33 protein-coding genes and 1 pseudogene are annotated in these 23016 nt (G+C 61.2%); 4 read left to right on the forward strand and 30 right to left on the reverse strand.

The window, feature by feature from the left end; genetic code table 11:
* Positions 1 to 591 (reverse strand): DUF6610 family protein (locus tag FJT57_RS17135; protein WP_338035708.1); only part of this gene is annotated, 591 nt, incomplete at its 3' end.
* Between the two features lie 122 nt (positions 592 to 713).
* Positions 714 to 929, reverse strand: a complete 216-nt coding sequence (locus tag FJT57_RS15995) for a hypothetical protein (protein ID WP_058365358.1) — start codon at positions 927 to 929, stop codon at positions 714 to 716.
* Positions 930 to 1059: 130 nt separating this feature from the next.
* Here FJT57_RS15995 and FJT57_RS16000 point away from each other — a divergent pair, with 130 nt between their 5' ends.
* Positions 1060 to 1266, forward strand: a complete 207-nt coding sequence (locus FJT57_RS16000; protein WP_058365359.1) for a heavy-metal-associated domain-containing protein — start codon at positions 1060 to 1062, stop codon at positions 1264 to 1266.
* Here the strand turns inward: FJT57_RS16000 and FJT57_RS16005 are convergent.
* Positions 1263 to 3539 carry a heavy metal translocating P-type ATPase gene (locus FJT57_RS16005; RefSeq protein ID WP_123115064.1) on the reverse strand — a complete coding sequence of 759 codons (2277 nt, stop codon included), beginning with the start codon at positions 3537 to 3539 and terminating at the stop codon, positions 1263 to 1265. The genes FJT57_RS16000 and FJT57_RS16005 overlap by 4 nt on opposite strands.
* A gap of 131 nt (positions 3540 to 3670) precedes the next feature.
* Here FJT57_RS16005 and FJT57_RS16010 point away from each other — a divergent pair, with 131 nt between their 5' ends.
* Positions 3671 to 4225 carry an ArsR/SmtB family transcription factor gene (locus FJT57_RS16010; RefSeq protein WP_058366869.1) on the forward strand — a complete coding sequence of 185 codons (555 nt, stop codon included), beginning with the start codon at positions 3671 to 3673 and terminating at the stop codon, positions 4223 to 4225.
* Positions 4226 to 4228: 3 nt separating this feature from the next.
* On the opposite strand, the gene merA is transcribed toward FJT57_RS16010, so the two are convergent.
* Positions 4229 to 5683 (reverse strand): mercury(II) reductase, encoded by a 1455-nt coding sequence (gene merA / locus FJT57_RS16015; RefSeq protein WP_144906847.1) that lies wholly within the window; start codon positions 5681 to 5683, stop codon positions 4229 to 4231.
* Positions 5684 to 5761: 78 nt separating this feature from the next.
* Here merA and FJT57_RS16020 point away from each other — a divergent pair, with 78 nt between their 5' ends.
* Positions 5762 to 6106: a winged helix-turn-helix transcriptional regulator gene (locus tag FJT57_RS16020; RefSeq protein WP_080508382.1), complete on the forward strand. Its 345-nt coding sequence runs from the start codon at positions 5762 to 5764 to the stop codon at positions 6104 to 6106.
* A gap of 101 nt (positions 6107 to 6207) precedes the next feature.
* Entirely contained in the window at positions 6208 to 6762 is a 555-nt protein-coding gene (locus FJT57_RS16025; RefSeq protein ID WP_080508383.1) for a peroxiredoxin, read from the forward strand.
* 42 nt (positions 6763 to 6804) lie between these two features.
* Here FJT57_RS16025 and FJT57_RS16030 read toward each other — a convergent pair whose 3' ends face one another.
* The 26 genes and pseudogenes from FJT57_RS16030 to FJT57_RS17325 all read right to left on the reverse strand — a co-directional run.
* Positions 6805 to 7965, reverse strand: coding sequence for a hypothetical protein (locus FJT57_RS16030; RefSeq protein WP_058365921.1), 1161 nt, complete (start codon positions 7963 to 7965; stop codon positions 6805 to 6807).
* Between the two features lie 173 nt (positions 7966 to 8138).
* Positions 8139 to 8675: a hypothetical protein gene (locus FJT57_RS16035; RefSeq protein WP_080508253.1), complete on the reverse strand. Its 537-nt coding sequence runs from the start codon at positions 8673 to 8675 to the stop codon at positions 8139 to 8141.
* Complete coding sequence (locus FJT57_RS16780; RefSeq protein ID WP_176329435.1) at positions 8672 to 8827, reverse strand: hypothetical protein; 156 nt, start codon at positions 8825 to 8827, stop codon at positions 8672 to 8674. The genes FJT57_RS16035 and FJT57_RS16780 overlap by 4 nt, the downstream gene beginning before the upstream one ends.
* Positions 8827 to 9513 carry a DUF6166 domain-containing protein gene (locus FJT57_RS16040; protein WP_058364835.1) on the reverse strand — a complete coding sequence of 229 codons (687 nt, stop codon included), beginning with the start codon at positions 9511 to 9513 and terminating at the stop codon, positions 8827 to 8829. The genes FJT57_RS16780 and FJT57_RS16040 overlap by 1 nt, the downstream gene beginning before the upstream one ends.
* Before the next feature lie 102 nt (positions 9514 to 9615).
* Positions 9616 to 9897 carry a hypothetical protein gene (locus tag FJT57_RS16045; protein WP_123115070.1) on the reverse strand — a complete coding sequence of 94 codons (282 nt, stop codon included), beginning with the start codon at positions 9895 to 9897 and terminating at the stop codon, positions 9616 to 9618.
* A gap of 53 nt (positions 9898 to 9950) precedes the next feature.
* On the reverse strand, positions 9951 to 10316 hold the full coding sequence (locus FJT57_RS17140) for a DUF7568 family protein (RefSeq protein WP_080508372.1): 366 nt from the start codon (positions 10314 to 10316) through the stop codon (positions 9951 to 9953).
* Complete coding sequence (locus FJT57_RS16055) at positions 10313 to 10618, reverse strand: hypothetical protein (protein WP_058365830.1); 306 nt, start codon at positions 10616 to 10618, stop codon at positions 10313 to 10315. Before FJT57_RS16055 ends, FJT57_RS17140 begins: the two co-directional genes overlap by 4 nt.
* A 53-nt stretch (positions 10619 to 10671) precedes the next feature.
* A complete protein-coding gene (locus tag FJT57_RS16060; protein WP_058365829.1) occupies positions 10672 to 10893 on the reverse strand; it encodes a hypothetical protein in 222 nt (73 codons plus the stop codon).
* 121 nt (positions 10894 to 11014) lie between these two features.
* Positions 11015 to 11710, reverse strand: coding sequence for a nucleotidyltransferase family protein (locus FJT57_RS16065; protein WP_058365828.1), 696 nt, complete (start codon positions 11708 to 11710; stop codon positions 11015 to 11017).
* A gap of 2 nt (positions 11711 to 11712) precedes the next feature.
* Positions 11713 to 12378 carry a helix-turn-helix domain-containing protein gene (locus tag FJT57_RS16070; protein ID WP_058365827.1) on the reverse strand — a complete coding sequence of 222 codons (666 nt, stop codon included), beginning with the start codon at positions 12376 to 12378 and terminating at the stop codon, positions 11713 to 11715.
* Positions 12379 to 12415: 37 nt separating this feature from the next.
* Entirely contained in the window at positions 12416 to 12697 is a 282-nt protein-coding gene (locus FJT57_RS16075) for a DUF7389 domain-containing protein (protein WP_058365826.1), read from the reverse strand.
* Between the two features lie 22 nt (positions 12698 to 12719).
* Entirely contained in the window at positions 12720 to 13121 is a 402-nt protein-coding gene (locus tag FJT57_RS16080; protein WP_080508373.1) for a DUF6166 domain-containing protein, read from the reverse strand.
* A gap of 82 nt (positions 13122 to 13203) precedes the next feature.
* Positions 13204 to 14073, reverse strand: a complete 870-nt coding sequence (locus FJT57_RS16085; protein ID WP_144906849.1) for a hypothetical protein — start codon at positions 14071 to 14073, stop codon at positions 13204 to 13206.
* Positions 14070 to 15020 carry a helix-turn-helix domain-containing protein gene (locus FJT57_RS16090; RefSeq protein ID WP_144906851.1) on the reverse strand — a complete coding sequence of 317 codons (951 nt, stop codon included), beginning with the start codon at positions 15018 to 15020 and terminating at the stop codon, positions 14070 to 14072. Before FJT57_RS16090 ends, FJT57_RS16085 begins: the two co-directional genes overlap by 4 nt.
* A gap of 61 nt (positions 15021 to 15081) precedes the next feature.
* Positions 15082 to 15651 carry a hypothetical protein gene (locus FJT57_RS16095; protein WP_144906853.1) on the reverse strand — a complete coding sequence of 190 codons (570 nt, stop codon included), beginning with the start codon at positions 15649 to 15651 and terminating at the stop codon, positions 15082 to 15084.
* Positions 15652 to 15733: 82 nt separating this feature from the next.
* The gene (locus tag FJT57_RS16100) at positions 15734 to 16129 is read right to left on the reverse strand and encodes a DUF7567 family protein (protein ID WP_144906855.1); all 396 of its coding nucleotides are present in this window, start codon (positions 16127 to 16129) and stop codon (positions 15734 to 15736) included.
* Between the two features lie 77 nt (positions 16130 to 16206).
* Positions 16207 to 16572, reverse strand: coding sequence for a DUF7568 family protein (locus FJT57_RS16105; RefSeq protein ID WP_144906857.1), 366 nt, complete (start codon positions 16570 to 16572; stop codon positions 16207 to 16209).
* A gap of 3 nt (positions 16573 to 16575) precedes the next feature.
* Positions 16576 to 17067 (reverse strand): hypothetical protein, encoded by a 492-nt coding sequence (locus tag FJT57_RS16110; RefSeq protein WP_144906867.1) that lies wholly within the window; start codon positions 17065 to 17067, stop codon positions 16576 to 16578.
* Positions 17068 to 17173: 106 nt separating this feature from the next.
* Positions 17174 to 17596: a hypothetical protein gene (locus FJT57_RS16115; RefSeq protein WP_144906859.1), complete on the reverse strand. Its 423-nt coding sequence runs from the start codon at positions 17594 to 17596 to the stop codon at positions 17174 to 17176.
* Between the two features lie 120 nt (positions 17597 to 17716).
* Positions 17717 to 20089, reverse strand: coding sequence for a heavy metal translocating P-type ATPase (locus FJT57_RS16120; RefSeq protein WP_203229219.1), 2373 nt, complete (start codon positions 20087 to 20089; stop codon positions 17717 to 17719).
* Positions 20090 to 20149: 60 nt separating this feature from the next.
* The gene (locus tag FJT57_RS16125) at positions 20150 to 20896 is read right to left on the reverse strand and encodes a helix-turn-helix domain-containing protein (RefSeq protein WP_123115081.1); all 747 of its coding nucleotides are present in this window, start codon (positions 20894 to 20896) and stop codon (positions 20150 to 20152) included.
* Between the two features lie 61 nt (positions 20897 to 20957).
* Positions 20958 to 21242: a hypothetical protein gene (locus FJT57_RS16130; RefSeq protein ID WP_123115082.1), complete on the reverse strand. Its 285-nt coding sequence runs from the start codon at positions 21240 to 21242 to the stop codon at positions 20958 to 20960.
* A 37-nt stretch (positions 21243 to 21279) separates the two neighbouring features.
* Positions 21280 to 21942 carry a DUF6735 family protein gene (locus tag FJT57_RS16135; protein ID WP_058366986.1) on the reverse strand — a complete coding sequence of 221 codons (663 nt, stop codon included), beginning with the start codon at positions 21940 to 21942 and terminating at the stop codon, positions 21280 to 21282.
* Between the two features lie 68 nt (positions 21943 to 22010).
* Positions 22011 to 22391 (reverse strand): hypothetical protein, encoded by a 381-nt coding sequence (locus FJT57_RS16140; RefSeq protein ID WP_058366987.1) that lies wholly within the window; start codon positions 22389 to 22391, stop codon positions 22011 to 22013.
* Positions 22392 to 22497: 106 nt separating this feature from the next.
* Positions 22498 to 22686, reverse strand: coding sequence for a hypothetical protein (locus tag FJT57_RS16145; protein WP_049983731.1), 189 nt, complete (start codon positions 22684 to 22686; stop codon positions 22498 to 22500).
* Between the two features lie 141 nt (positions 22687 to 22827).
* Positions 22828 to 23016, reverse strand: a pseudogene (locus FJT57_RS17325) (hypothetical protein); the annotation flags it as partial.

Here is a 23016-nt window from a genome sequence, read left to right on the forward strand (position 1 = left end):
AAGGCCGACGATGTCGGCTGGTTGCTCGTCCGTGAGCGTCGGTCGGGTCAGCTGTCGGATGGCTTCGAGTTGTTTTGGTGGACTCCCGCCGAGGATATGGACGCGCCGACCGCGCCAGTCGGCCGGATCAGAGAACTCGTGGGCCAACCGGTCGGCGTACCCACGCGAATAGCCAAGAACGAGATCCTTGGGAATTGCGTCGATCACCGCTTGAGACTTTGGGACGATGATGAGCTCGGCCTCGGGGTAGCTGGCGTGAATCTCACGAGCAGCAGCGACGTGGTCATCGACGTCGCCGCGTTCGTAGATGTCGCCGATGACGCCGACCTGTGGTTCTTGCTCGAAGAACCGATCGACGAACCGATCCAGATCGGGGTTCCGAAAGTCGTTGTCAAGCATCCCGACGGGGAGGGTGAGGTTCTGATATTGGTTCTCCTGATACCCGCAGTCCTCCCGAAAGCCGGGAAGGAAACCGAGCTTATAGGCATCCAGAGTGAACGGGGCTCGATGGAGGAACGCCAGGATGTCGGCTTGTCTGGCGGCAGCGATGTCGCTAGCCGTTCTGGAGTCTGTACTCAAATCGAGGGACATGATTGGAGTCACGAGGCCGCTGTTGGCCGCCCCGCGCCCCTTCAGGGGCCTGAAAAACCGAGGCGCAGTCTGTTAACCAACAATGGGAAACCCACGCGGAGCTTGTTGGTTAATAACAGAGCTTACTCTTCGTCCTCACGCAGCTCTTCAGCCTTCCACTTGAGCCGGCGCAGAATCTGCGTCCGATTCTGATGGGCGTTCTCGTAGGCAACGCACTCCTGGAGGGTTTCCATATCCGGGATCGTCGCGATCCCTGCCTTGATCAGGCGTGTGTTCGGTGCTTCCAGACGCTTCTCTGGAGGGAATTCGTTACTCTCTTCGTCGTTAGTGGTCCCCATCTCAAAGAGCCTCCACCTCTTTGGGGCCGACACAAACAACTCTCCGGACGATGACGCCCATCTCTAATAGGGATAAACCGATACAACGGTTGCCGTAATGGTCATGCCCCGCGAGTGGTTACAGGCCCGTATGGAGCGAAAGACGATCTCCGTCACCGGGATGTCGTGCAACGGGTGCGAACAGAACGTAGAGACCGCCCTGCGAAACCTCGATGGTGTGAATCGCGTTGAGGCCGACCACGAAGCTGACACGGTCGACGTGGTCCTTGAGGATGGAGTCGCAGACGACGATGTGAACGCGGCAATCGAACAGGATGGCTACGACGTGGTGGCTTAATCGGCCGTCACTCGACCGTCTTCCCGCTCGCCGTCGGTGCGTTCTTTTAGAGCGAATTCGGTATTGACACCCTTACCGGAGAGGAGCTGGCCAGCGAAGCTGTTGGCCAGCACCGCCGAGACAGACAGCACCATCGCGAGCATCGCGAACACGGGGTGAACGAGCCCTGTGGTCGCGGCGGCGACGCCGACACCGTTGAACGCGAAGGCCGTCACGAGATTCTGGCGAGTCTTCCGATAGCTCTCCGTGCCGATCTCGTAGGCGTCCACCACGCCACCGAGCCGGTCACCCATCAGGACGATATCCGCCGATTCGATGGCGATGTCGGTGCCGGCGCCGATGGCGATCCCGATATCGGCCTGGGTGAGTGCCGGCGCGTCGTTGATGCCGTCGCCGACCATCGCCACACGGTGGCCAGCTTCCTGCAGGCGACCGATCTCCTCGCGTTTCTCGTCGGGCAGCACGTCGGCCATGACGCGGTCGATACTGACCTCCTCGGCGACCGCGTTCGCGGTGCGCTCGTTGTCGCCAGTGATCATCACGGGCGTGATGCCGGCGTCTCGCATCCGCTGGATGGTCGCAGCGGCGTCGCTCTTGATCTCGTCACCGATACCGATCAGACCGAGTAGGTCACCGTCACGAACAACTCCGGCAACGGTGAGGCCGCGGCCCTGAAGTCGCTCAATGTCGTCGCTCCCCTTCGAAAGGTCAATCCCCTTGCCGCTGAGCCACCCCGGTTTCCCGACCAGCACGTCGTCGCTGCCGACGATCGCTCGGACGCCCTTGCCGGTCACCGAGTCAAAGGCGTCGGGATCCGCGTACTCGACATCTTGCTCGTCAGCGAACTCGAGGATCGCATCGGCGAGCGGGTGTTCGGAGAACGCCTCTGCACTGGCCGCAGTCGTGAGTACATCCACCTCGTCGGTGTCGAACGCGACGACTTCACTGACGGCGGGTTCGCCGACGGTGATGGTGCCGGTCTTGTCCAACACGATGTGGTCGACGTCGGGAAATATCTGGAAGGCGTCGCCGGAGCGCATCAGAATGCCGCGATTCGCCGCCTTCCCGCCGCCCCGGATGAGGGCGAGCGGTGTCGCCATCCCGAGCGCACACGGGTAGCCGAGGACGAGGACCGCCAGCGCTGCGAACGCCCCGCGCTGGACGTCGGAGGCTGCCCCCCACGCGAGCGGTGCAACCACCCAGAAGAGAACTGAGAGCGCGGCAATCGTCAAGACGCCTGGGACGAAGTACTTGAGGATGCGGTCGGCGAGATGGATGATGCCGGGTTTCATCGCCCGCGCCTCCTCGATCTCGCGTGCCACCTGATTCAGGAACGCGTCCTCGCCGGTTGCAGTTACCTCGATGAGCAGCGTCCCGGTCTCGTTGACGCTGCCGCCGATCACCTCGTCGCCTTCGGACTTCTTCTCGGGGATGGACTCGCCGGTAGCGACCGACTCGTCGACCGTCGATTCGCCCTCGACGACGGTGCCGTCGACGGGGATGTTCTCGCCGGGCTTGACGCGGACGCGATGGCCAACGTCGAGGTCGTCGATCGGGACTTCCTCGACATCGCCGTCGTCGGTGACTCGGCGTGCCGTGTCGGGTTGGAGATCGAGGAGGCTCTGGACGGCTTGGGAGGCCCGAGTGCGGACGATGAGGCTGGTGTACTCCGAGAGGATGTGGTAGGTGGTGATGAACACGGAGACGGCGAAGAAGTGGACGGTCGGGAAGCTCGGGAAGACGAACAGGCCGAGCAGTCCGCCGACGAGCCCGGCGAACGAGCCCGCTTCCAGGAGGACGTGCTGGTTGAAGATCCCCCGGCGCAGGCTCTGGTAAGCTTTCTGTTTGATGTATCGTCCTGGGCCGAACATCGTCCCGAGCGCCAGCCCGAGAGTCACGAGGTCCATCGCGAGCGACGCTGACTCGAAGCGCCCCATCACGAGGATCATCCAGCCCATCAGCACAGCAACGACGATGGATGCGCCGCCGGCGAGCAGGAGGCGGCGCTTGCCGTCGGCGAGCTCGGCCTGCTGTTGCTCGTATCGTTTCGCTTTGTCCGGGTCGCGGATGGTATAGCCGAGTTCCCGAAGCGTGTCCTTCACCTCGACCTCGCTCAGGCGGTCGTCGTCATACTGAACGAGGACCTCCTCGTGGGCGAGACTCACGTCGACGTCCTCGACGCCGTCGGTCCGGCTGTAGGCCTTCTTGATGCTCTCGGCACAGAACGAGCAGGACATCCCCCCGACGTTGAATTGTTCCTGTGTCGTTCCCATTGTGGTCGCTAGTTACCCAGCGAAGTGGATAACCATTACGACTAGAGTTATAGCGGTATCGAATAACTAAGACTGCTGTCGAGTGTGTGGCGTTACTCTTACTATCGTCGTTCCCCTACGTCCTCACAAGAATGGCGCTCCTCGAATCCGACGTGCCGATCCGTGAAGTCGTGACGACGGATCCGGAGAAAGCGAAGGCACTGGAGAACGACGTTCGGGCGAAGATCCTCGATATGCTCGTGACCGATGAAATGACGATCGAGGAGATCCACGACGAGTTGCACCGTCGCGGCGAGGAGAAGGCCGAGACGACAGTGCGTCACCATGTGAACGTCCTGAAGGATGCGGGGATGGTGGAAATCGCTCGTCTGGAAGAGGCTGGTGGAGGGACACGGAAGTACTACAAGTCGAACACGCGAGTCTTCTCCTACGATCTTCCGGAAGGCGCCGACAATAACCTCGCGCAGGCGCAGTCTACCGCGTCCGAAGAATTGACTGCCCTCATCGAGACGTTGTATGCGGACCACGGTACCGAGATTGAGGCGGTTGCCCGCGAAATGAAGCCTTGCGAGTACTGCGACACCCAGCATTACGAGGAGTTCATGGTTCGCGAACTCCTGAACCGTGCCCTCATCGAATTAGGCGAGAGCGGCACGCTCGACGATGTGTTCTCGACCGAGGACTGACGCTCACTCGATACAGCAGCTCATTTTGGACGTATTCCGACGGAACGCCTGACAGGCGTGTTTGAACGCCTCGGAGAACGTTGGGAACGGGTGGACAGTATTGATGATGTCGTCAACGGTGAGACCGAAATTCACCGCCAGCGTGGCTTCCATGATCATGTCGGCGGCGCGGGGGCCGACCATGTGGACGCCAACAATCCCGTCGGTCTCGTGGTGCTTCACCACCTGGACGAGTCCATCCGTGTTCTTGACGGCCTTTGCCCGAGGGACATCTTCCATCTGAACCGTCCGGCAGGAACAGGTACCGTGTTCGTCCATATATTCACGTTCAGTTGTCCCAACGACTGCTACCTCGGGACTGGTGAACACGACTGCGGGGACTGCATCGTAGTCGATGCTGACGCCCTCGTTGCCGAAGGCGTTCTTGACGGCGTGATTGCCCTCCTTGGCGGCGACCGTCTCCAGTTCGGGCTCGCCGATCACGTCCCCCGCCGCGTAGATGTCGGAATTGGTCGTCTGGAAATGCTCGTCGACGCGAATCGCGCCATCGGATTCGGTCTCGACGCCGACTGCTTCCAAGCCGATGTTCTCACTGTTGGGCTGGACGCCGGTTGCGACGAATAACGTCTCTGCGGTGAACGCTTGCTCCTCGCCCTCGATGACAGTCTCCACAGCGACGCCCTTCTGACCAGGGTCAGCACCACTGTCGGTAGCCACATCCTGAACCTGCTGGAAGTCGTTACTGGTCACGACATCGATTCCCTCCTCATTGAAGGCTCGTTGCATCTCCCGGCCGAGCTGACCTTCCATATCTGAGAGCACGTGACCGGAGCGCTGGAGAATGGTTACGTCGACGCCGACACGGTGGAGGATCTGGCCCCACTCCAGCGCGATGTATCCGCCACCAAGGATCACGATGCTCTCGGGGAGGTCGCGCCCCTCGAGGATGGTCTCGCTCGTGTAGTAGTCGACGTCGTCGAGGCCGTCGATGGGCGGCGCCCACGGTGAACTGCCCGTCGCGACGAGCGCCTTCTTCCCAGTAATGTGCGCGCCCTCGTCGGCGCCGTCGACGACCTCAATGGTCGTGTCGTCCATCAGCTGGCCGTAGCCCTCGTAGATGTCGGTCTCGAAGTGCTCGGCGACGTCGACGTAGTTCTCCTGCCGGAACCGCTCGACGAGTTCGTTGGTGCCGTCGAGTGCGTCGGCCCAGTCGACAGTCGGCTCTTCGGGATATGTGACGGCGTCGAAGGGATTCTCCGACGCTGCAGCGCCACTCTCGGCGACGGCGAGTAGATGCTTACTCGGGACACAGCCGACGTTCACGCAGGTCCCGCCGATCGGCAGGCCGGTGTTCACCATCGCCGTCGAGAGATCTCTCCGGCTCGCTTCGGTGATGGCGGCGAAGGCAGCGGCTCCGCCGCCGAGGATCACGAGATCATAGTCGGAGGTGTGAGTCATCTATACTGATACTTTACGATGGGAAGTTCTTATACTCCAGAGTCCGAAGCTATGGAGTAGGTTGGAGGCCACGAAGCTATGGCAGATACTACTTCATCGGCGCCCACGTGTGATGTTGAGGGGACGTGCTACTGCCCGCTCACAGGAGTTATCGACACGTTGAGCCGAAAATACGCGATGCAACTCGTCAGCATCATCGGCGCACACGACTCACTGCGGTTCGCGGAAATCGAAGATCATCTTCCGACTGCGAGCACGTCGACGATCTCGAAACGCCTCACTGAGTTCGAGGAGGCAGGACTCGTCTCACGGACGCAGTACAACGAAATTCCGCCACGCGTCGAATACGCGCTAACTGACGAGGGGGATGAGATTTGTTCGAGATTAGAACCCCTTCTTGAGTGGGCGACGGCGAACTCCTGACGTACGGACTCCAGTGAATTTCATCCCACATCTGAGGCTCCTCCATTCAGGTGGGGGTGTTAGCCCCAAGACTATCCTTTCTTCGTGTGCTACTGTGACACATGATAAACCAGGGAGCGTCTGCACCGTCGTTTACTCTTCCAGGTCTCCGTGACGGAGAACAAACCGAGTACAGCTTGGATGAGACAACTGCCAATAATCGGGCTGCGTTGCTGGTATTTTACCCGTTTGATTTCAGTCCTGTTTGTACAAACGAACTGTGTGCGATTCGCGATGCAGAGTGGTTTCAGCTGACGCCGGCGCTTGATGTCTGGGCAATTTCTGGTGACAGCGTCTACGCCCACCGAGCATTCGCCGAGGAATACGGCCTCAATTTCCCGTTACTTAGTGATAGTTCCGGGCGGGTTGCCGAGTCGTATGATGTCTGTTATGACGGATGGGAGAACCACGAGCGCGTCCCGCAGCGTGCCGTGTTCCTCATCGATTCCGAGCAAACGATTCGATACGCCTGGGCGACAGAAGATGCGCTCGAGAAGCCGGATTTCTTCCCTGTTAAAGACGCTCTTGAGACGCTGGAAGCGGAACGCGATGAACTCGGTCCTGAGGATGTCGAATTAGTAGTCGAATATAATGAGGAACCGGAACCGCTCACATAATCTGTTATTTGAGGATCGTTTCAGTGAACGCCGCTCCGATTTTCAGCTCATTGCGTCCTGGAACCGCTCACGGAGCGCGTCCTCCCGCTCCTCGAACTGGTCGATCTTCTCCTGCAGATCATCGTTGACGCGCTCGATGCTCGCGAGCGCCCGCTCGCCGGCGAGTGACGCCTGGGACCCGTCATCGCCGTCTGTCTCCAGCTGCTCCTCGTAAGCGCGTTCGACGCGCTCGATGGTGCCCTCCGGGTTGAACAGGATGTCGTTGGCCGTACGAACGTAGCCGTCCAGCGACGCGCCCTCCTTGCCCTGGAAGAAGTGAGTGAGTGCGTACGTCGCGCCGGAATGGAGCGTCCACATATCGATCTCGATCGGTGAGGCCGCGTTGGCCTCCGCATCGCTCGCAGCGCGCTCGGCCAGGTAGTCCGGGAAGCCCAGCAGGCTGTAGAACTCGGTGACGGTGAACGGCAGGTCCGAAAAGTCGAGGTCGATGTCCTGCGCATCTCGGATGAACCCGAAGAGGTCGTCGGCGACGAGTTCGACCTGGGCGAGAAGCTCCTCCCACCAGGTCCGGAAGTTCCGGATGTCCCCGACGTGCTTGATGACTTCCTTATCGGTGAGCGAGCGCATCGAATTCGAGCAGTACCCGTCCTGAGCGAATCCCTCCACGTAGACGGCGTGCTCACCGAAGAAGTCGTAGCCGGAGGTCACGCCCATCGTGATCGGGTCCGAGCGGCCCGGGAGGCGTACCTCGAGGCCGTCGAACATCACGTCCATGTGGACCTCGCCACCGCCCCGGTAGCGTCGAATCTCGCCGAACATCACGTCCCCGAGCGACGTGTCTTCGATGGTCTCCTCGCGAAGGACGTCCTCGAGGGGCTGGTAGACATCGGCCGGATTGATGATCGAGTAACTGTCTGTCGGGACGTGAAAGAGGGGGTCAGTTTCAGGCTCGCTCTCCGTCGCTTGGTCGCGAGCCCGACCCGGCTCGACGAGGGCGTTGAAGCGCTCCGTCTCGACCCACTCGTCGGTGTAGGGGTTTTGATAGGCCACGGTCGTCTCGACGGCCTGCGGGAGGTCGCGAACCGCTTCGGCGAAGGACTCTGGATCGTTGACCCTCTTCTTCTGGCGGTACCACTCGGGTAGTTCTGTGTCGGTTCGTCCGTCGACGCCAGCGAACACGGTGCTGGATTCTGGATCTTTCATTTTGGGTCACCTCGAAATCGGACTCAACTATCGCGACGACGCTCTCATCACGCGCCCTGCGCCCCTCTCACGGGCGCAAAAAACAGCACCTCTTAACCAACACCCTGCCCAAGAATCCAGCGTTGTTGGTTAATCACCTGGACGATTCCGACACCTGTCTTCAACTCTCGAACTCACTCGTCGGGCTGACGTCGACGGCGTACCTGCTCCGGATTCGGCACCCACGGATGGGCCTCCCAGCAGTGGAGGGCGTGTTGTTGTGGTGTGTCGAACAGCGCCCCGCAGGACCCACACTCGTAGGTCGTCTCGGGCCAGCGTTCGGTGACGAACATCGCGGTCACCGTCGTTCTGACCGGGTCTGGGGCGGTCGACCGCCGAACGTAGTCGTAACCGATCATCGTCCGTCGACGAAGCGCCGACCGCGCCAGCCGTTCGGGCTTGTCCGTTGGGAGATACACCCAGCGGACGAACGCCTCTTCCGACGCTTTTGCCGACGGTTGGAGTATGAACCATCGGTCGTGCTCGTCACAGAAGAGATACCGCTCAGTGCCTCGATTCTGTAGATAGAACGGATCACCACGACCGGGAATCAGTCGAAGCCCCACGGACGGCGAGATCGGGCTGAGAAGCCGGTCTCCAAGTGAGGGCGAGCGGGATTCACCGGACGATGTCTCGGCCTCGAATTCGTCGAGCGTCGCTTCGCCGGTCATGAGTCATCGGGACTCGTCTCGTCTGTGGCTTCCTCCGCTATTCGCTCGTGCCGGTCGTTGTATCGCTCGAGTTCCCGGCCGATGCGCTCCAGTGCCTCGACAGCCCGTTCGATCAGCTGGTAGGTAGTTCGCGAGAGACGAAGAGCGTCCATCAAATGTCCTCCTCTGGCTCGACGAGGTCGTTACTCTCAGCGACGAGTGCCTGAACGGCTGAAGCAGGATCGTTCTCAACCGGAAGTGTTCGATGGTCAAGCGGCGCGGGATACGCGCGGTCGCCCTGCGCACAGAGCAGGAGTAGCCACTCATCGCTCCCGTCACCGAGAACGACGTAATGGTCGATGTCCTGGCGCTGGAAGACCGTCCGATCTGTCCGGCTCACGGCACTCCAATTCGCCGGCAGCGATGTCGACGCGACGCCACCGTCCGGCGTGAGGGCGTGATGGTCCTGGAACTCACCGAGTGCAGCCTCGATGTCGTCACCGGTGAGATGCCAGCAGTCAGCCGGGCCATCACACGCGAGTTGACTCACCACCTCATTTCGGAACTGGATGTAGTACTGATGGGCGACGCTCTCGTCGTCGAAGTAGTCGAGGAGGAGCGCACAGGCGAGTTGCGCCGGGCCGCTTCCGGTGTAGCCCCACTCGAATCCCGCCGGGCTATGTCGGACGAGGTCGAGGCTTCGGTCGGGCGAGAGGCGCTCGTGCTCTGTGAGCTTCAGCACCACCGGAGTTCCGTCGACGCGCATACCCACGTACTCGACGTGGTCTGCGTTGGTCTGGCATTGCTCACTATCATCCTGTACTGCCGCTCGTGGGTGGTTGGTCGAATCCGTCTTCATAGGTCGAATGCGGGTTATTGGATTCCCCGCACCCCTCTTGGGGGTCGAAAAACTCTGCCGGACGAGCGTACTCGAGGCGACTGATGCACTCTCGCTGAACGGTCAGTGAATGTAGAAGATTATCTTGTCCGGGCTCTCACCCATGCTGAGGCCTGTACCGACGCAGTAGCTATCCGCATCTTCGATGGCTTTGATGATGGGCAAGAGGTCTTCGGTGCCGTTCTTCGCCTCGACGTGTTCCTTAATCTCATCCGCGTACTGATCCAACTGGGTGACCTTGGACTTTGATGGGTCAACCTTCGCTGTTCCGTGCTCAAGGATTGTTTCAGGAACATCGAGATCCTTTGTTTCGTCGACCGGCTCACCGCACTCTGTACAATCCATGGTGGATCTCACGACGCCGGTTTTCTAAGGCTTTGTCTGTTCTACTAGGGGAATTAGCGCTCGGCGCCGTAGACGATTGCTGAGCGGCTTTCGTAGCCGCAGTCTCGACACTCGAACCACCGTTGTACCTTCGCGCCGTCAGCACTCTTCTGGCCGACGACGACGTCTTCGTTAGGACACTCTGGACAGGGTAGTTCAGGCTGAGGGCGCTTTCGGAGTTCGTCACGAAGTGATGTGGCTTCCTTCGTCGCGAATCCGCGCGACCATACGGAATAGCCGTCGACGAGAATCGCGGCCCGCCACTTATGCACGTACGAGTCCGGCGCTCGGTGCAGGGCTGCTCGAACGTTGGTCTCTGTATTTCGGTACGCCAGGATTGGAGTACGGCTCTCTCGCGTCCAATTGGTGAGTCGTGTCATCGTTGTTCCTCGAAAAGACAGCGAGCGGCCGCATCGTCGCCGGCGAGCGTCTGCTGGTCCTCGGCTGTATCGGCGAAGAGACTGGACTGTTCACCCTCGGATGGTTGCTCAACTTCAGGCCGGTCGTCGACGCCGAACTCACTCGACTCGGGCCGATCGAGACGTGAATCCCGGTCGCGATGATCCACGTCAGCGCCGAAGTCCTCGAGTGAGGTTTCGACGCTCGTCTCTGTGACTTCGAGCTGGCCATCATCACCGAACGCGGTCTGCTGTTGAATCTCGATTTCGGGTCGCTCGCTCATTTGGATTGAGCCTCCACCCACCGAGGCTCCGACAGACACCTCCGAGTGTCGCGTCAGTCGCCCTGAGAGCGGATCTCGGTAGCCCGCTGTTTGAGTCGGCGGAGGATCTGGACCCGTTGCTGATTCGCGTTCTCGTAGGCGACGCAGGCTCGCAGCGTCTCCATGTCGTTGATCGTCACGATACCGGCGTTGATGAGTCGCGTGCTTGGTGGGTCGAGCCGTTGCTCCGGTGTGAGACCATCTGGTTCTGCAGCTTGGTCTGACGAGTCACTCACGTATGTTCGCCTCCGCCTTTTCAAGGCGGCAACAAACCGCTCTAACTCGCTTTCCGTCTTCCGTAGCTACGGGAACGGATTCGCAGCTACCGGTACTGCTGCTGTCGCGGTGACCGCTGTCTCACTTCTGTTGTCGCTTGAGAAACTCGAGGAGGATCTCGATGTCCTCAGCCGATGCCGACGATTGGCCGAACAAGCTCTTGAATCGGTGATCGAGTCCGCCCTCTTCGATGAACGCTTGTGCGTCACTGAGCTGTTCCCGAAGGGCATCAGCATCGCCGCGATGCAGATGTGTCTCGACTAGATCTAAGTCGATCGAGGGGATCGCAGCAAGGACATCTGCGAGATCCGTTTTCCGGCCACTATGGAGCTTGGCGGCAACGAGCACTTCCCCATCAGCGGCTCGTGCAGTCGTCGACCGAGTCCCGCCTGAAATCGTCGTCGGGGAGCTGTGCGTGCATAGATAGTCGAACGACCACTCTGCTTCGGTTTGTCGACACCCAAGTCCGTTCACGAGAATGTCCACACCGACCGGATGGGGCAGTCCTTCGGTTCGCTCGAAGCAGTCGATTTCCCGGTTGTAGATTGTCTCTTCTGCTGGGACTTCGAACTCGGTTGTCCGTTCGAAGCCATGTTGTTCCAGAAACGCCACGACGTCCTTGTAGTCATCTGGTGCAATGACGAGGTCGAGGTCGGTCGAGAACCGCGTCTCGAACTGACTGATCGCGTATCCACCAACGAGGACGAATCCAATGTTTGACTGCTCCAGTTCATCGAGGACTTGGATGAGCGCGTCACTGCGGTCTTCCTGGCTCATGCTCAGGCGGGCTCTCGGCGATAATTCGCATCGGTGTCGACGTCGTCGTACATTCGGCCGAGCATGTCGAGGGCAGACTGAAAGGTTGCGTAGTACTCGTTCGCGAATGCCACGGTTTCCTGAAGCGGAATGACAGGCCGTCCGTCGACCATCTCGGCATCGATCTGTGGCCGGGGCTCGAGGACAACCTGAATGGCGCAATCAAGGTCTTCAGCGGGCTGGCGTTCTTCCGCAGTCGGGATTCCGAACCGATCGAAGAATGTCTCCCAGGCGTCGACGTCCTGCTCGCGAACAGCGATGAACAGGGGATAATCCTCCGGGTCGCGAGCGACTTGGTAGCCGCCCTGGGTCCAGACGTATACTGCATCGATGGATGTGAATGCATAGTCCAGGCCGGCGAACTGCGGGATGACGTACGCCTCCGAGATGGATGGTGGTGAGATGTCTGCTGCCGTCGTCAGGAACTCGAGACCGGCGTCTCGGAGCGTCTGATCGACGAGCTGGAGGCCATCATCGTACGCGACGTATCCCGCTTCTTCGATGCGGTTCATGACGCGCCGAATCGTCTCTCGGTTCTCGTCGATCTTTCGCGCGACGCCGGAGATGGAATCGCCTTGGTCAAGCGCGAGGATGACCTTGAGTTCCTTCTCACCGCATACTTCGTACATCCTATGGTTACACAATTCTGTGCAACACCTAAAAAAATTACTCTTCGTGTGGGGCTGCTGGCTGGATCTGGCGAGCGTCCTCAGCAAGATCGTGGATGTACTCCCGGAGGATTTCCATGTCCTCGCGGGCATCTTCGAGCGTCTTGGCTTTCGATTTGGCCACGATTTTGTCCTGATCGCGGGTGCCAGTGCCGCGAGTGAGCTTCACGGTGAGTGAGACGCCGACGTCGCTTCGCTCGACGTATTCGGTTGGTGCCTGTCGATCAGTGTTCTCCGTCGATTCGGCGGACATGTGCGACTGCTGAGTGGGTTCTGCCATGGATTGCTCTCTAGAATGGATTTCAGGCGGACAGCGCAACCGGTTCGTCGGCTATTCCGCGAAGGGCTGCGTCAAGCTCACGCCCGATGAGGCGCCAGCAGCCATCGGGGCCAGTACAGTCGAGCTGGCTCACGACCTCGGTCTTGAACGCCATGTACTCCGCCAGTGCCACCTCTTCGTCGTCGGTGTAATCGAGCAGGAGTGCAAGCCCGAGTTGGGCCGGTCCACTGCCACAATACCCAACCTCGAATCCGCTTGGACTGTGATTTACTAGTTCAAGACTTCGCTCCGGTGTCAGCTGTTCTTCGCCGGGTCGTTTCTCGACGATAACGCGGCCTTGACGACGGTAACCGACGTAGACGACATCGGAATTATCCGAGATCCGTGATTGTTCGTGCGAGTGTGGGTTGCTTATTCCACTCATCGGTTGGTCCGCGGAGGCTCCTTCGAACACCCCCCGCACCCCTCGGGGGGCGACAAACAACAACTGCGGACGAAGTACCAGTTCACCGGCGTCGAACCGTCTCGCCGTCGCGCTCGAGAATCTGCTTGGTGACCAGTCGGTCAATTGCGTCATCGACGGCATTTTCCTGGTGGTCCGACAGCGCCCGCACATTCGCGAGGACGCGCTCTCGGATCGTGTCGACGTCGTCGATCCCATCGTCCACTGCTCCAAGAACGGTGTATTCGATTTCGAATTCTGTCGCAAATTCTTCGATACGGGCGGTGAACGTGTTTGGGAGTCCCGAGAGGGAGTTCACCGCCATCTCGATTGCGAACAGCGGATGCGAGCGGTCGCGGATCTGCTGTGCTTCAGTCGCGCCGGTGTTGAACGGTCGCTGCTCGTTGATCTCGTTCAGAATCACCTCGTAGTTTACCCCTCGCTGGGCGTACGTCCGTATATCCTCGATGTCGCGTCGCCGGCCACTTGCTAGGTCACCACCGGAAACCGCTTTGAGCAAGAACATATCCTCATCGGAGAGGACGAATGCTGTCGCGTGGGTCCCGACCCAGAACTCCGCGGCCCGGTCGTGCATCCGGTCGGTGATCCAGACTTTTCCGACGATCTGCCGTTCGAAGAGATCGATCCGAAACCCGCGATCTTCGTGATGTAGTTCGACGGTTTTTCCGACGCCCTCGAACGACTCCGTCGGTTCATCGACAACCGTGAATCCCTGCGACGTGAGCGTCTGGTGGACGTGCTCGAACTCGGACACCACACCCACTGCGAGATCGATATCTTCGGTCTGGTCTTTCAATCCCCGCACTGTCATCGCAGATCCGCCGAGAAGATACACCGTCACAGATTCCGAGAGCCAGCTATCGAACTCCTCGAGAAACTCTCTGATCGCGTCGCCGCCACTGAACACGGTCATGAGACCCCGTACTGCTCTTTGAGCGCCATGAATTCTGCTTCACTCGGGATGATGACAGGGGACTCCGCCGAGGCGTCGGACTCGCTCTGGAGTGACCGATACATCGCAGCGACTGCGGATTCCAACTCGTACCACCGCGCCGTCTCCGTGAGCGTCTCCTGGTCGATGTCCAACTCCTCGATCAGGAGCATCGCATAGCTGACGCGGCGGGACCCGCGATCGCGGACGAGCGTGTGGCACACCACGTCGGCAGGTGTGAGTTCCTCGTCCGGGGCATACCAGAACGCGGGTTCGCCCGCGAGGAAAAACTGCAGGCCGTACTCTGCAAACCGGGCGAGCCCAGTCAGTTGCCAGTCGGGGGCGGCCTCGAGTGCCTCCGTATCCGCGGCTGTCTGCATGTGGACGAGTGCTCGCTTTGGATCACACCACTCGACGGTCGCACTCGGCGCGAGTGTCCGGACTCGCGACCGGTGCTCGTGTTGCACGACGGCACGGGCGAACGCCAGCAGCGGCGAGAGGTCCGCACTCAACGCGTACTCCGGGCCGGATGGGGACAGCATCGCACGATGCTTGAGCGGTGACAGCGCCTTGTGGACGCCCTGTCGCGTAATGTCGAGTCGCTCGGCGATCTCGGCCACCCGGCGCGGCTCGTCAAGATACCAGCACACCCGGAGTGTGGCTGCCGAGAGGAGGTCGGGCCACTCGACGTGACTGAGCTCCGACTGTAGACGCCGGTACGCTTCGACGACCGGGTGGTCGGCGAGGTGAACCCGCCGCTGGTTGTTGGGCCCGCGGCGTTCGTCGAGCAACCCCGAGTCGAGCAATTCATCGAGGACGTCGTAGAGGTGTGCCTGCGAATACTCGGTGTCCGTCGCGAGGTCGGCTGCCGTCGCTTCCCGGCCGGTACGCAATGCATCGATGACGGCGAGTCCGGCCTTGGTGAGCATCTGTGTCTACTCTAAACCCTATTCGTATAAATACGTTTCTGGATTTAGGTTGACGAAATTCCTATTCAGTGACGACGTCTGCGAGTGCGGTCTCTAGCGATCCGTGGAACTGCCAACTTGCCCGCTCGAAGGCCTCGTCGGTCGGGCCGTCCCAGCGGGGGAATGCGGAGTGACCGCTCACTTTGACTGTCCACTCGGTCGGCTCGTCGAACGGGTTCTCCGTCGGGAGTTCCACGACGTAGAGGTACTCCTCGTCGCCGTGGATGCCGTCGGCCGGATTCTCGACGCCGTGGCCCAGCAGGAACAGCGGCTGGTCGAGGTGCTCCATGTTGGACGGCTCAAGGAGATCCGCTGGCTGAGCCGCGTCGATCGTTCGGTCTGGGTCGCCATCCAGATAGAGGTCGACTGTCGAGAGCTTGTCGAGGAACATGAACGTCGCCGCCGTGTACCCCGGTCCGCGCTCGGCCCGGGTCGCATCGAGCAGCTCTTTCAGCTGTGCAAGATCCCGGAGGACGCTCCCCGGGTAGCCATCCGAATGCCGGTATACCTGCGCGACGCGGTCGGCGCTGCCATCTGTCTCACCGGTCTGTTCGACTCGTTGGACGAATCGGAGCTGACTTCGTGTCGACATCGATACTCTCCGGCGCGGGTGCGCCGGCACCCATCGCCGGCGCAGGAACAACACTACGCAGTCGTTGCGGGATTGCAATACGCTACGCGAGATGTGACACCTCGTCTGGTTCCTCCACGTCGTCGAATTCACCACGCTCGACCGGCTCCCAATCCTCTCCAGGTGCTGGACTCCACCAGTCGACCTCGTAGGCCCCCGGTGCGCCGAGGATCTTCACCCGTGCCGACCCATCGGGTAGGTCGCGACGGAGCCTCTCGTCGACGTGGAGGTTCCAGGTTGAGTGGGTGTCGAAGCAGGCGAGCACGGCCTCCTCGTAGCCGCGTGTCTCTCGGGATTCCTGGAGTTCGACCTGGGTGTTGCAGTTCTTGCAGAACACACCTTCGAACGGAATGTGACTGAATACCTGGTGCCCGCAGACGGGGCACCAGAGGAACTCGAACAGTGCTTCGCTGTGACGGTCGATGCCTTCCAGACTCATCTGTGGATCTGGCCCGATTGAGACGGGCCACCCATCCCGGCCCAAAATAAACGTCACCGCAGATACGTTCCAATCAATCAGCGCTCGGCGCCGTACACGATTCGCGAGGATGCTTCGTACCCACAGCTCCGACACTCGAACCAGCGCTGAACCTTCGCGCAGTCAGCCGTTTTTCCACCGATTGCCACGTCGCTGTTCGGACACTCGGGACAACTCAGTTCGGGCGCTGGCCGGTCACGGAGCTCGTCACGGAACGATTTCGCGTCCTTCGTCTCGTACCCCCGTGACCACACTGGGTAGCCGTCGACGAGGATTGCGCCGCGCCACTTGTAGCGGTACGAGTCCGGTGCTCGGTGTAAGATAGCCCGAGCTCCGGTCTCCGTATTCCGGTATGCGAGTGTGGGCGACCGACTCTCGCGCTTCCAATTTGTGATCCGGGACATCTGTTAGAAGTGGACGTCGGCAGGTACGATCCAGAGCTCCTCGCTCTCCTCCAGCACTCGATCCAGCTGCTCACGGTGACGGATACCGTTCGAATATTCGTTGTACAGAAAGATCGTTGGCCCGTCGTAGGCGCCGACCTGGTGGAACGCGTGCCGAGCGAGATCTTCGTCGCGCATAATCTCCTCGTCGGAGAGTTCGTCAAGTGCTTCCCTCACCCGCTCGAGGTTGCGCTCGAACTCCTCTTTCGTCGCCTCCCAGCCACGCTCAAGTAGGTCTTGGCCGTCATCGGAGTCGATGGGGGCTGCAGTCGGCAACTCACCCCATCGCGCCTTCCCCGCAACGGACGTGTCTTCCTCATCGAAAGTCACGTGGTAGTCGAAGACGGCGCCGGCGTGTGGGTCCGCGCCGACCAGGCGGTCGAACACCGACTTTCCGGTGGATAGTGCTTCGTCTTCTGTCGATGCTTCTACCAGACTGTAAATGACCATGTGCATCTCGAACACCTCGAAGCGCCGACGCACCGGGAATGATTGCTCGCTCACTCCTGCTGCGCCGGCACCCATCGCCGGCGCTCGAAAAACCTGATCTAGCGGTCGAGTCTTAGGACTCGTTCGCTCGCTCGACTGTGATGGTTAGATCGCCCGACGCGTAGTCGGCCTCGAAGTCGACGGTGAACGCATCCGAGTCGTACGCGGCGTGGTAGGCACGGTGTCGTTCGAGTGACCCCGTCGCCTTGAAATGGAAGAACGCAGCTGAGGTGTAGGGCTTGCTCTGTGTTTCGACCTGCGACTCGACGGATGCGGGGAGCGCGATTTGTGGTGTGTCCGTGTCGATACTCGCAGCGAACGCCTTCACTTCCTCGACGGTGGCTTGCGAATGCGCTGGTGTCTCGCCAGTGAGCACGTTCACCGGTGTCTCCGTGTCGTCGGTGAACAGGACATCGTGGAAGGTGTGCGTCCCGAGGACTGCGTCGGGACCTAACTCGCAATCGTGAAACGGATCGTCGTCTGGATTCTCGGGCATCAAATCAGAGCCCACGGTGGGGCTCAGTCCTTTCTGCCCCAGACAAACCACAACTTGTCTCGATGTAGCGGAGGTAAGTCCCGAAAGAAGAGCGCCCTGCCCGCCTTTTCAGCCGCAGAATCAGGTGTCGGAGAACCGGTCGGGCTCAATCCGGGACAACCGCATCGCGTTCCCGGTGACGCCGAGGCTCATCCCCATATCTCCGACAACGACTGCCAGCGCAACGCTGACCAGGCCCAGCGGCACGCCTAACGCGAGCAGGAGCTTCACGCCGAGGCTCGCCCAGATGTTCTGCCGGATCACGCCGTTGGCCGTATGCGACAGGTCGTACAGGTACGGGAGTTTCCCGATGTCGTCGCCCATCAACGCAATATCAGCCGTTTCGAGGGCGGTGTCGGTGCCGGCGGCGCCCATCGCGATGCCGACCTCCGCAGTGGCGAGCGCGGGGGCGTCATTGATGCCGTCGCCGACCATCGCGACCTCCCCGTACTCCGCCTGTAACTCTTCGACTGCGTCGACCTTCTCGTCGGGTAGGAGTTCGGCGCGATACTCATCGACACCGACCTGCTCGGCGATGGCGCGGGCGGTGCCCTCGTTGTCGCCGGTCAGCATCACCACGCGCTCGACGCCCAGCTCGTGCAGGCGTTCGACAGCCCGCTTCGAGGCCGGGCGTACCTCGTCGGCGATGGCGATTGCACCCAGCAGTTCCGACTCCGTCCCGACGATAACGACCGTCTTGCCCTCCCGCTCCAGTGAGGTGAGCGCGTCCTCGGCGAATGCCCCGTCGTCGTACTCGGCCGCCTCTTCCGCCGCGACGCCGCCGTCCGTCTCGCGGCGTGCCCGAGCGAGGTCGAAGCCCAGCTCCTCGAAGAGCGCGGGCTTGCCCGCATAGTACGTCTCGCCGTCGATCTCCCCGCGGATGCCCTTTCCGGTGAGGCTCTCGAAGCCACTCGGGTCGGGCAGGTCGCCCACGCCCGTCTCCTCAGCACGGGCGAGAATCGCCGCAGCGATGGGGTGCTCACTGCGCCGCTCCAGCCCGGCGGCGCGACGGAGCAGATCGGCCTCAGTGGTGTCGCCGACCGGGACGACATCGGTGACGGCGAGTTCGCCCTTCGTGAGCGTCCCCGTCTTGTCGAGCGCGACGGCGTCGACCCCGCCCATCGCTTCGAGGTAGTTGCCGCCCTTGATCAGGACGCCGTTCTTCGCGGCGCTGGTGATGCCCGACACCACCGAGACGGGTGTGGAGATGACGAACGCACACGGACAGGCGATCACCAGCAGGGTGAGCCCCCGGATGAACCAGGTCTGCCAGTCGCCGGCGAAAGTGAACCCGTACCCGGCCACGTCCACCGAGATGGGGTCGGCGATAACCAGCGGCGGGATAGCGGCGGTCAGGATTGCCAGCACGACGACGAGGGGTGTGTAGTAGCCGGAGAAGCGGTCGACGAACTGCTCAGACTCGGTCTTCTTCGCCTGTGCGCCCTGTACCATCTCGATGATGCGCGAGAGCGTCGAATCGCCAGCGGTCGAGGTGACCTCTACCTCGAGGTACCCCTCTTCGTTGATCGCGCCGGCGTAGACCTCGTCGCCGGCAGTCTTGTCGACGGGGACGCTCTCGCCCGTGATCGGCGACTGGTCGACTGCACTCTCGCCGTCGATGACCGTTCCGTCGAGCGGAATCTTGTCGCCGGGGCGGACGACGACGGTCTCGCCAACGTCGACCTCCTCGGCGGGAACGGTCACTTCCTCACCATCGCGAAGGGCGGTCGCCTCGTCGGGCGAGAGTTCCATCAGCTCGCGCAGGGAGTCCCGTGCCCTGTCCATCGCGTAGTCCTCGAGCAGCTCGGCGATGCTGAACAGGACGGCCAGCGTAGCGGCCTCGACGAAGTAGCCGATACCGGTCGCCGCGATGATCGCCGTCCCCATCAGCAGGTCGATGTCGAGGCTTCGGTTCTTCGCGGAGTAGTACCCGCTACGGACGACCGGGATGCCACTGGCGGCGACGGCGCCGAGGAACAGGACATCTGCGATGTGGAGCGGGTACTCGAGGACGCTCGCCACCGTGACGTTCTGTCCGGTGAGGAGGAACTCGAAGAGGAGGCCGAGCGTGACGAACGCCGCGCCGAGCCACGTCTTCTTCGCGCGAGGACTCGTCCAGACCTCCGATGGTGGCGCGATGTCGACGCCATCGGTCGCCTGGTTGTCCTCATCCTCGCCCTCGGCGTCCGAGCCTCCGACGACCTCGTAGCCGGCGCCTTCAATCGCCTTGACTACGTCGGCTTCGCTGGTCCGATCAGGGTCGTACGTGACGTTGGCCGTGCCGGTGGTCGGCTGGAGCGTGGCGTCAGTAATGCCGTCGACACGCTGGAGGCTCTTGTCCACCTTTTGGGCGCAAGAGGGACAGTCCATCTCGGGAACGGCGAGGCGGGCGGTCAACTCACGTCGCTGTCCGCCGCCGCTCGTTCCTCCTGCTGCGTCCGGATTCTCTGTCATCACGTCACGGTAGGAGTGGGAGTTCGATATGTCTTTGTTGGAATATTCCAACTGCGGCCCTCAGTACGATGCCAGCTGTTCTTCCGTGACCCGCTCGCCGGCGACATGTTGCTTCGCCAAATGTTCTTCCGCCCGACGGAGTCGGTAGGTGAGTGTTGACCGCGGCACGTCGAGATGCTCGGCGAGCTTGCCGACGTCAACCTCGCGGGGCGACTCGTAATAGCCGTGTTCGACGGCGGCCTGGAGAGCAGCCTCTTGGGCTGGAGGCAATCCACTCGGTGTTCCGTCGCTTCCCCTAGCTGATGTTGTGTCCGCTGTGCGGAGCATCTCCATCTGGGCGCACTCCCCGACGGCGACTTTGAGAGCGTCGAAGAACGCCGCCACGTCGCCATCGCCGGAGTGGATGAGTCGCCACGTGTAGTGGCGGCCCTCGTGACGAGTCTCGAACAGCACGCCGTCGCCGAGGTGGTCGCGAGCGATGTGGGGGACTGAGGCGCAGGTCGGAGTGCGCTCCCAATCTGAGTAGAGGATGAGCGCGTCGTCCGTGCGGTCGAGGACGCGGGTGGTCTGTGTGGCGCCGCAATCCTCAGTCGCCAGACAGTCGGCGTAGTAGTCGCCGGTGAGAAAGGCGTCCTCGATAGCGTCGAGCGCCTCAGGAGTTCCGGTAGCATGGTCGACCCGCCAGAGACGTTCGGCAGTGGCGTGCAGCGAGAGCGAGCGGACGCGGGCGTCGGAGTGGTCGGCGAGAGCGTCAGCCACCCGGTTACAGCCCGGCTCGTATTCGAGTGCGAAGATGAGTTCGCGCATATCCTGTGTACGGCCTCCTACGACATAACCCATGGTCCGGGGTGATGTCTACTGGCGGGTATCAGATCACGTCGTCCGGGTCGTGGACCTCCTGCATTCGCTGCGCTTCGGCCGCGTATTGTTCCTGGAGGTCTGGGTCATCGACCATGCCAAGATTGTCGAGTTCAGCATCGACTGCTGCCGTCGTATCTCGGACATCGGTAAATGAGGTTAGCGCCCGCTCCTTCCGATAGTACTGTTCGCCATCGGGCGTTGCGTAGGTGAGGATGATCAGGTTCTGTTCGTCATCGGAGTACGTCCGTTCGACAAGCCAAACACGAACGTCATCTTCAGACTGATTTGACATACTTGGACGTCCCCCGATATCCACTAAGGGATTGGTGTTACGACTTGCCGAGACTCGCTGTCTCGAAGGGTGATTCTCCGGTCGGAATGAGCAGCTCCTGTCGGTCTCCGACCCGCTCAGCGAGCTTCCGTTTCAGATACTGTCTCGCCGTTGACGGCGTGAAGACGCCCTTGTCGAGCATGTCGCCAACGACGTCTTTCAGTGCCCGGAACTGTCCCTTCAGATGGCCGTCGCCGACCGGCTTGCCGTCGTACCAACGCACCGTCGCGAGCGCGCCGTTCCCGACGGTCTCTCCCTGTTCGACCGTCTCCGAGTCGTACTGGAGCCCGAACCACAGCGTCCGATAGGCGGTCACCTCGAACGTCGTCGACACCACGTAAAACGCCTCATGGTGGAGGTAGTCGAGATGGTCAGCGATAATCTCCTCGAGCGTGAGCCCGGTGGCGCGAGGCTTCGGCTCGACGACCGTCGACGGTCGGTCTTCGCCGGCGAGGTAGCCGTCGACGGCATCTGCCTCGAGGCCATCGGCTAACTCCGCCAGCAGCTGTTTCGCCCACTTGGAGTCGGTGTCTTCGCCACCGAACGGCGACTCAGCCGAGATTCGGTGCTTGAGCTTCAGATTTGATGCACCCCAATGAGAGTAATGGAGCGTGTACTGTCCGTCGGTTCGTTCGTACGCAACAAGTGCGCGGTGGCCCATTGAACAATCACCTCGCAGAACGATCCACGACTGGATCGCCCCGCACCCCTCCCGGGGGACGAACAACGCTACTCGTCGATCGGGTCGGGGGAACTGAGGTCCGCGTACAGCACCTCACCGTCGCGGACGACGTACCGTTTCGCCAGCACGGGAAATCGGCATTTGGTAAATCCGGCTGTCTGGATGTCGAATTCTTCGTCCGGTTCGAGATACTCCGCGAGCGACCGGAGGAACTCGTGGGTGACGATGCCACCGTCGTAGTCAGGAAGCCCGTTCTCACGGGCCTCGTACACTTCGAAGCTATCGTAGCCCCAGATGATCAGTTCGCCGTCGTCGTCCACCTCCCAGTTGAGCGTCCCGAAGCAGTGGTTCTCACAGAGCTGGCGGACGGCCTGTGGGTCTGTTACGAGCGCGCCGGTCGATGTCGTTGCGGCTTGGAGAGTTGCCATCGGTTGTTCTCGGGAGCTGTCTCGCGCCCCCGCACCCCTTCAGGGGGCGAGCAACTGCTCACGCTGTGACGGCCACATGACGTTGCGCTGCCGATGCATCGAGCTGTCAGGATTCTCTGTTGACGTCACCGTCCCTCGTCGTATTCGGTTGGGTGAGAACATCCACCTGCTCGAGGAGCGTCGTCGCGGTGCTAATTCGCTCTTGATCAGCGGGCTCCAATTGGTCGCTGTCGATACTGGTGAGGCTACTGAGCGCGCGGTGGAGTCGATAGCCGGGGGTGTCTCGTGGGTCCATGTGTGCGCCTCCGCCAATTTCCGGCGCGAAAAAACACCGGCGGGCAGTCAGCGGGGCAGTCTGGGAGTGATCACGAACTGACCTCTAGTTAACCAACAGAACGAGTCGATATCAGGTCCGTTGGTTAAACTGACTCCGTCTCTATTGATCGGCTTCTGGTTCGGGTCCATAGCGAGGTGTCCCGCACCGCTGACACTCCCACATGGGCTGCCCGGTCCACTCATCATCGGGGACAGCCTCGAATTCGCGGAATCGATGCTTAGTCTCCCGATCACATTCCCGACACTCGAGGTGAGTCCTGTTTGGGCGCTCGCGTCGTGGCTGTTCGGT

It is taken from the genome of Halobellus captivus, from assembly GCF_007655485.1.
Lineage (GTDB): Archaea > Halobacteriota > Halobacteria > Halobacteriales > Haloferacaceae > Haloquadratum > Haloquadratum captivum.

What these genes read in the sequence shown, in the direction of transcription:
- FJT57_RS15995 (WP_058365358.1), bottom strand. Translation starts at nt 929, where the DNA reads ATGGGGACCACTAACGACGAAGAGAGTAACGAATTCCCTCCAGAGAAG.
- FJT57_RS16000 (WP_058365359.1), top strand. Translation starts at nt 1,060, where the DNA reads ATGGAGCGAAAGACGATCTCCGTCACCGGGATGTCGTGCAACGGGTGC.
- FJT57_RS16005 (WP_123115064.1), bottom strand. Translation starts at nt 3,539, where the DNA reads ATGGGAACGACACAGGAACAATTCAACGTCGGGGGGATGTCCTGCTCG.
- FJT57_RS16010 (WP_058366869.1), top strand. Translation starts at nt 3,671, where the DNA reads ATGGCGCTCCTCGAATCCGACGTGCCGATCCGTGAAGTCGTGACGACG.
- merA (WP_144906847.1), bottom strand. Translation starts at nt 5,683, where the DNA reads ATGACTCACACCTCCGACTATGATCTCGTGATCCTCGGCGGCGGAGCC.
- FJT57_RS16020 (WP_080508382.1), top strand. Translation starts at nt 5,762, where the DNA reads ATGGCAGATACTACTTCATCGGCGCCCACGTGTGATGTTGAGGGGACG.
- FJT57_RS16025 (WP_080508383.1), top strand. Translation starts at nt 6,208, where the DNA reads ATGATAAACCAGGGAGCGTCTGCACCGTCGTTTACTCTTCCAGGTCTC.
- FJT57_RS16030 (WP_058365921.1), bottom strand. Translation starts at nt 7,965, where the DNA reads ATGAAAGATCCAGAATCCAGCACCGTGTTCGCTGGCGTCGACGGACGA.
- FJT57_RS16035 (WP_080508253.1), bottom strand. Translation starts at nt 8,675, where the DNA reads ATGACCGGCGAAGCGACGCTCGACGAATTCGAGGCCGAGACATCGTCC.
- FJT57_RS16780 (WP_176329435.1), bottom strand. Translation starts at nt 8,827, where the DNA reads ATGGACGCTCTTCGTCTCTCGCGAACTACCTACCAGCTGATCGAACGG.
- FJT57_RS16040 (WP_058364835.1), bottom strand. Translation starts at nt 9,513, where the DNA reads ATGAAGACGGATTCGACCAACCACCCACGAGCGGCAGTACAGGATGAT.
- FJT57_RS16045 (WP_123115070.1), bottom strand. Translation starts at nt 9,897, where the DNA reads ATGGATTGTACAGAGTGCGGTGAGCCGGTCGACGAAACAAAGGATCTC.
- FJT57_RS17140 (WP_080508372.1), bottom strand. Translation starts at nt 10,316, where the DNA reads ATGACACGACTCACCAATTGGACGCGAGAGAGCCGTACTCCAATCCTG.
- FJT57_RS16055 (WP_058365830.1), bottom strand. Translation starts at nt 10,618, where the DNA reads ATGAGCGAGCGACCCGAAATCGAGATTCAACAGCAGACCGCGTTCGGT.
- FJT57_RS16065 (WP_058365828.1), bottom strand. Translation starts at nt 11,710, where the DNA reads ATGAGCCAGGAAGACCGCAGTGACGCGCTCATCCAAGTCCTCGATGAA.
- FJT57_RS16070 (WP_058365827.1), bottom strand. Translation starts at nt 12,378, where the DNA reads ATGTACGAAGTATGCGGTGAGAAGGAACTCAAGGTCATCCTCGCGCTT.
- FJT57_RS16075 (WP_058365826.1), bottom strand. Translation starts at nt 12,697, where the DNA reads ATGGCAGAACCCACTCAGCAGTCGCACATGTCCGCCGAATCGACGGAG.
- FJT57_RS16080 (WP_080508373.1), bottom strand. Translation starts at nt 13,121, where the DNA reads ATGAGTGGAATAAGCAACCCACACTCGCACGAACAATCACGGATCTCG.
- FJT57_RS16085 (WP_144906849.1), bottom strand. Translation starts at nt 14,073, where the DNA reads ATGACCGTGTTCAGTGGCGGCGACGCGATCAGAGAGTTTCTCGAGGAG.
- FJT57_RS16090 (WP_144906851.1), bottom strand. Translation starts at nt 15,020, where the DNA reads ATGCTCACCAAGGCCGGACTCGCCGTCATCGATGCATTGCGTACCGGC.
- FJT57_RS16095 (WP_144906853.1), bottom strand. Translation starts at nt 15,651, where the DNA reads ATGTCGACACGAAGTCAGCTCCGATTCGTCCAACGAGTCGAACAGACC.
- FJT57_RS16100 (WP_144906855.1), bottom strand. Translation starts at nt 16,129, where the DNA reads ATGAGTCTGGAAGGCATCGACCGTCACAGCGAAGCACTGTTCGAGTTC.
- FJT57_RS16105 (WP_144906857.1), bottom strand. Translation starts at nt 16,572, where the DNA reads ATGTCCCGGATCACAAATTGGAAGCGCGAGAGTCGGTCGCCCACACTC.
- FJT57_RS16110 (WP_144906867.1), bottom strand. Translation starts at nt 17,067, where the DNA reads ATGCACATGGTCATTTACAGTCTGGTAGAAGCATCGACAGAAGACGAA.
- FJT57_RS16115 (WP_144906859.1), bottom strand. Translation starts at nt 17,596, where the DNA reads ATGCCCGAGAATCCAGACGACGATCCGTTTCACGATTGCGAGTTAGGT.
- FJT57_RS16120 (WP_203229219.1), bottom strand. Translation starts at nt 20,089, where the DNA reads ATGACAGAGAATCCGGACGCAGCAGGAGGAACGAGCGGCGGCGGACAG.
- FJT57_RS16125 (WP_123115081.1), bottom strand. Translation starts at nt 20,896, where the DNA reads ATGCGCGAACTCATCTTCGCACTCGAATACGAGCCGGGCTGTAACCGG.
- FJT57_RS16130 (WP_123115082.1), bottom strand. Translation starts at nt 21,242, where the DNA reads ATGTCAAATCAGTCTGAAGATGACGTTCGTGTTTGGCTTGTCGAACGG.
- FJT57_RS16135 (WP_058366986.1), bottom strand. Translation starts at nt 21,942, where the DNA reads ATGGGCCACCGCGCACTTGTTGCGTACGAACGAACCGACGGACAGTAC.
- FJT57_RS16140 (WP_058366987.1), bottom strand. Translation starts at nt 22,391, where the DNA reads ATGGCAACTCTCCAAGCCGCAACGACATCGACCGGCGCGCTCGTAACA.
- FJT57_RS16145 (WP_049983731.1), bottom strand. Translation starts at nt 22,686, where the DNA reads ATGGACCCACGAGACACCCCCGGCTATCGACTCCACCGCGCGCTCAGT.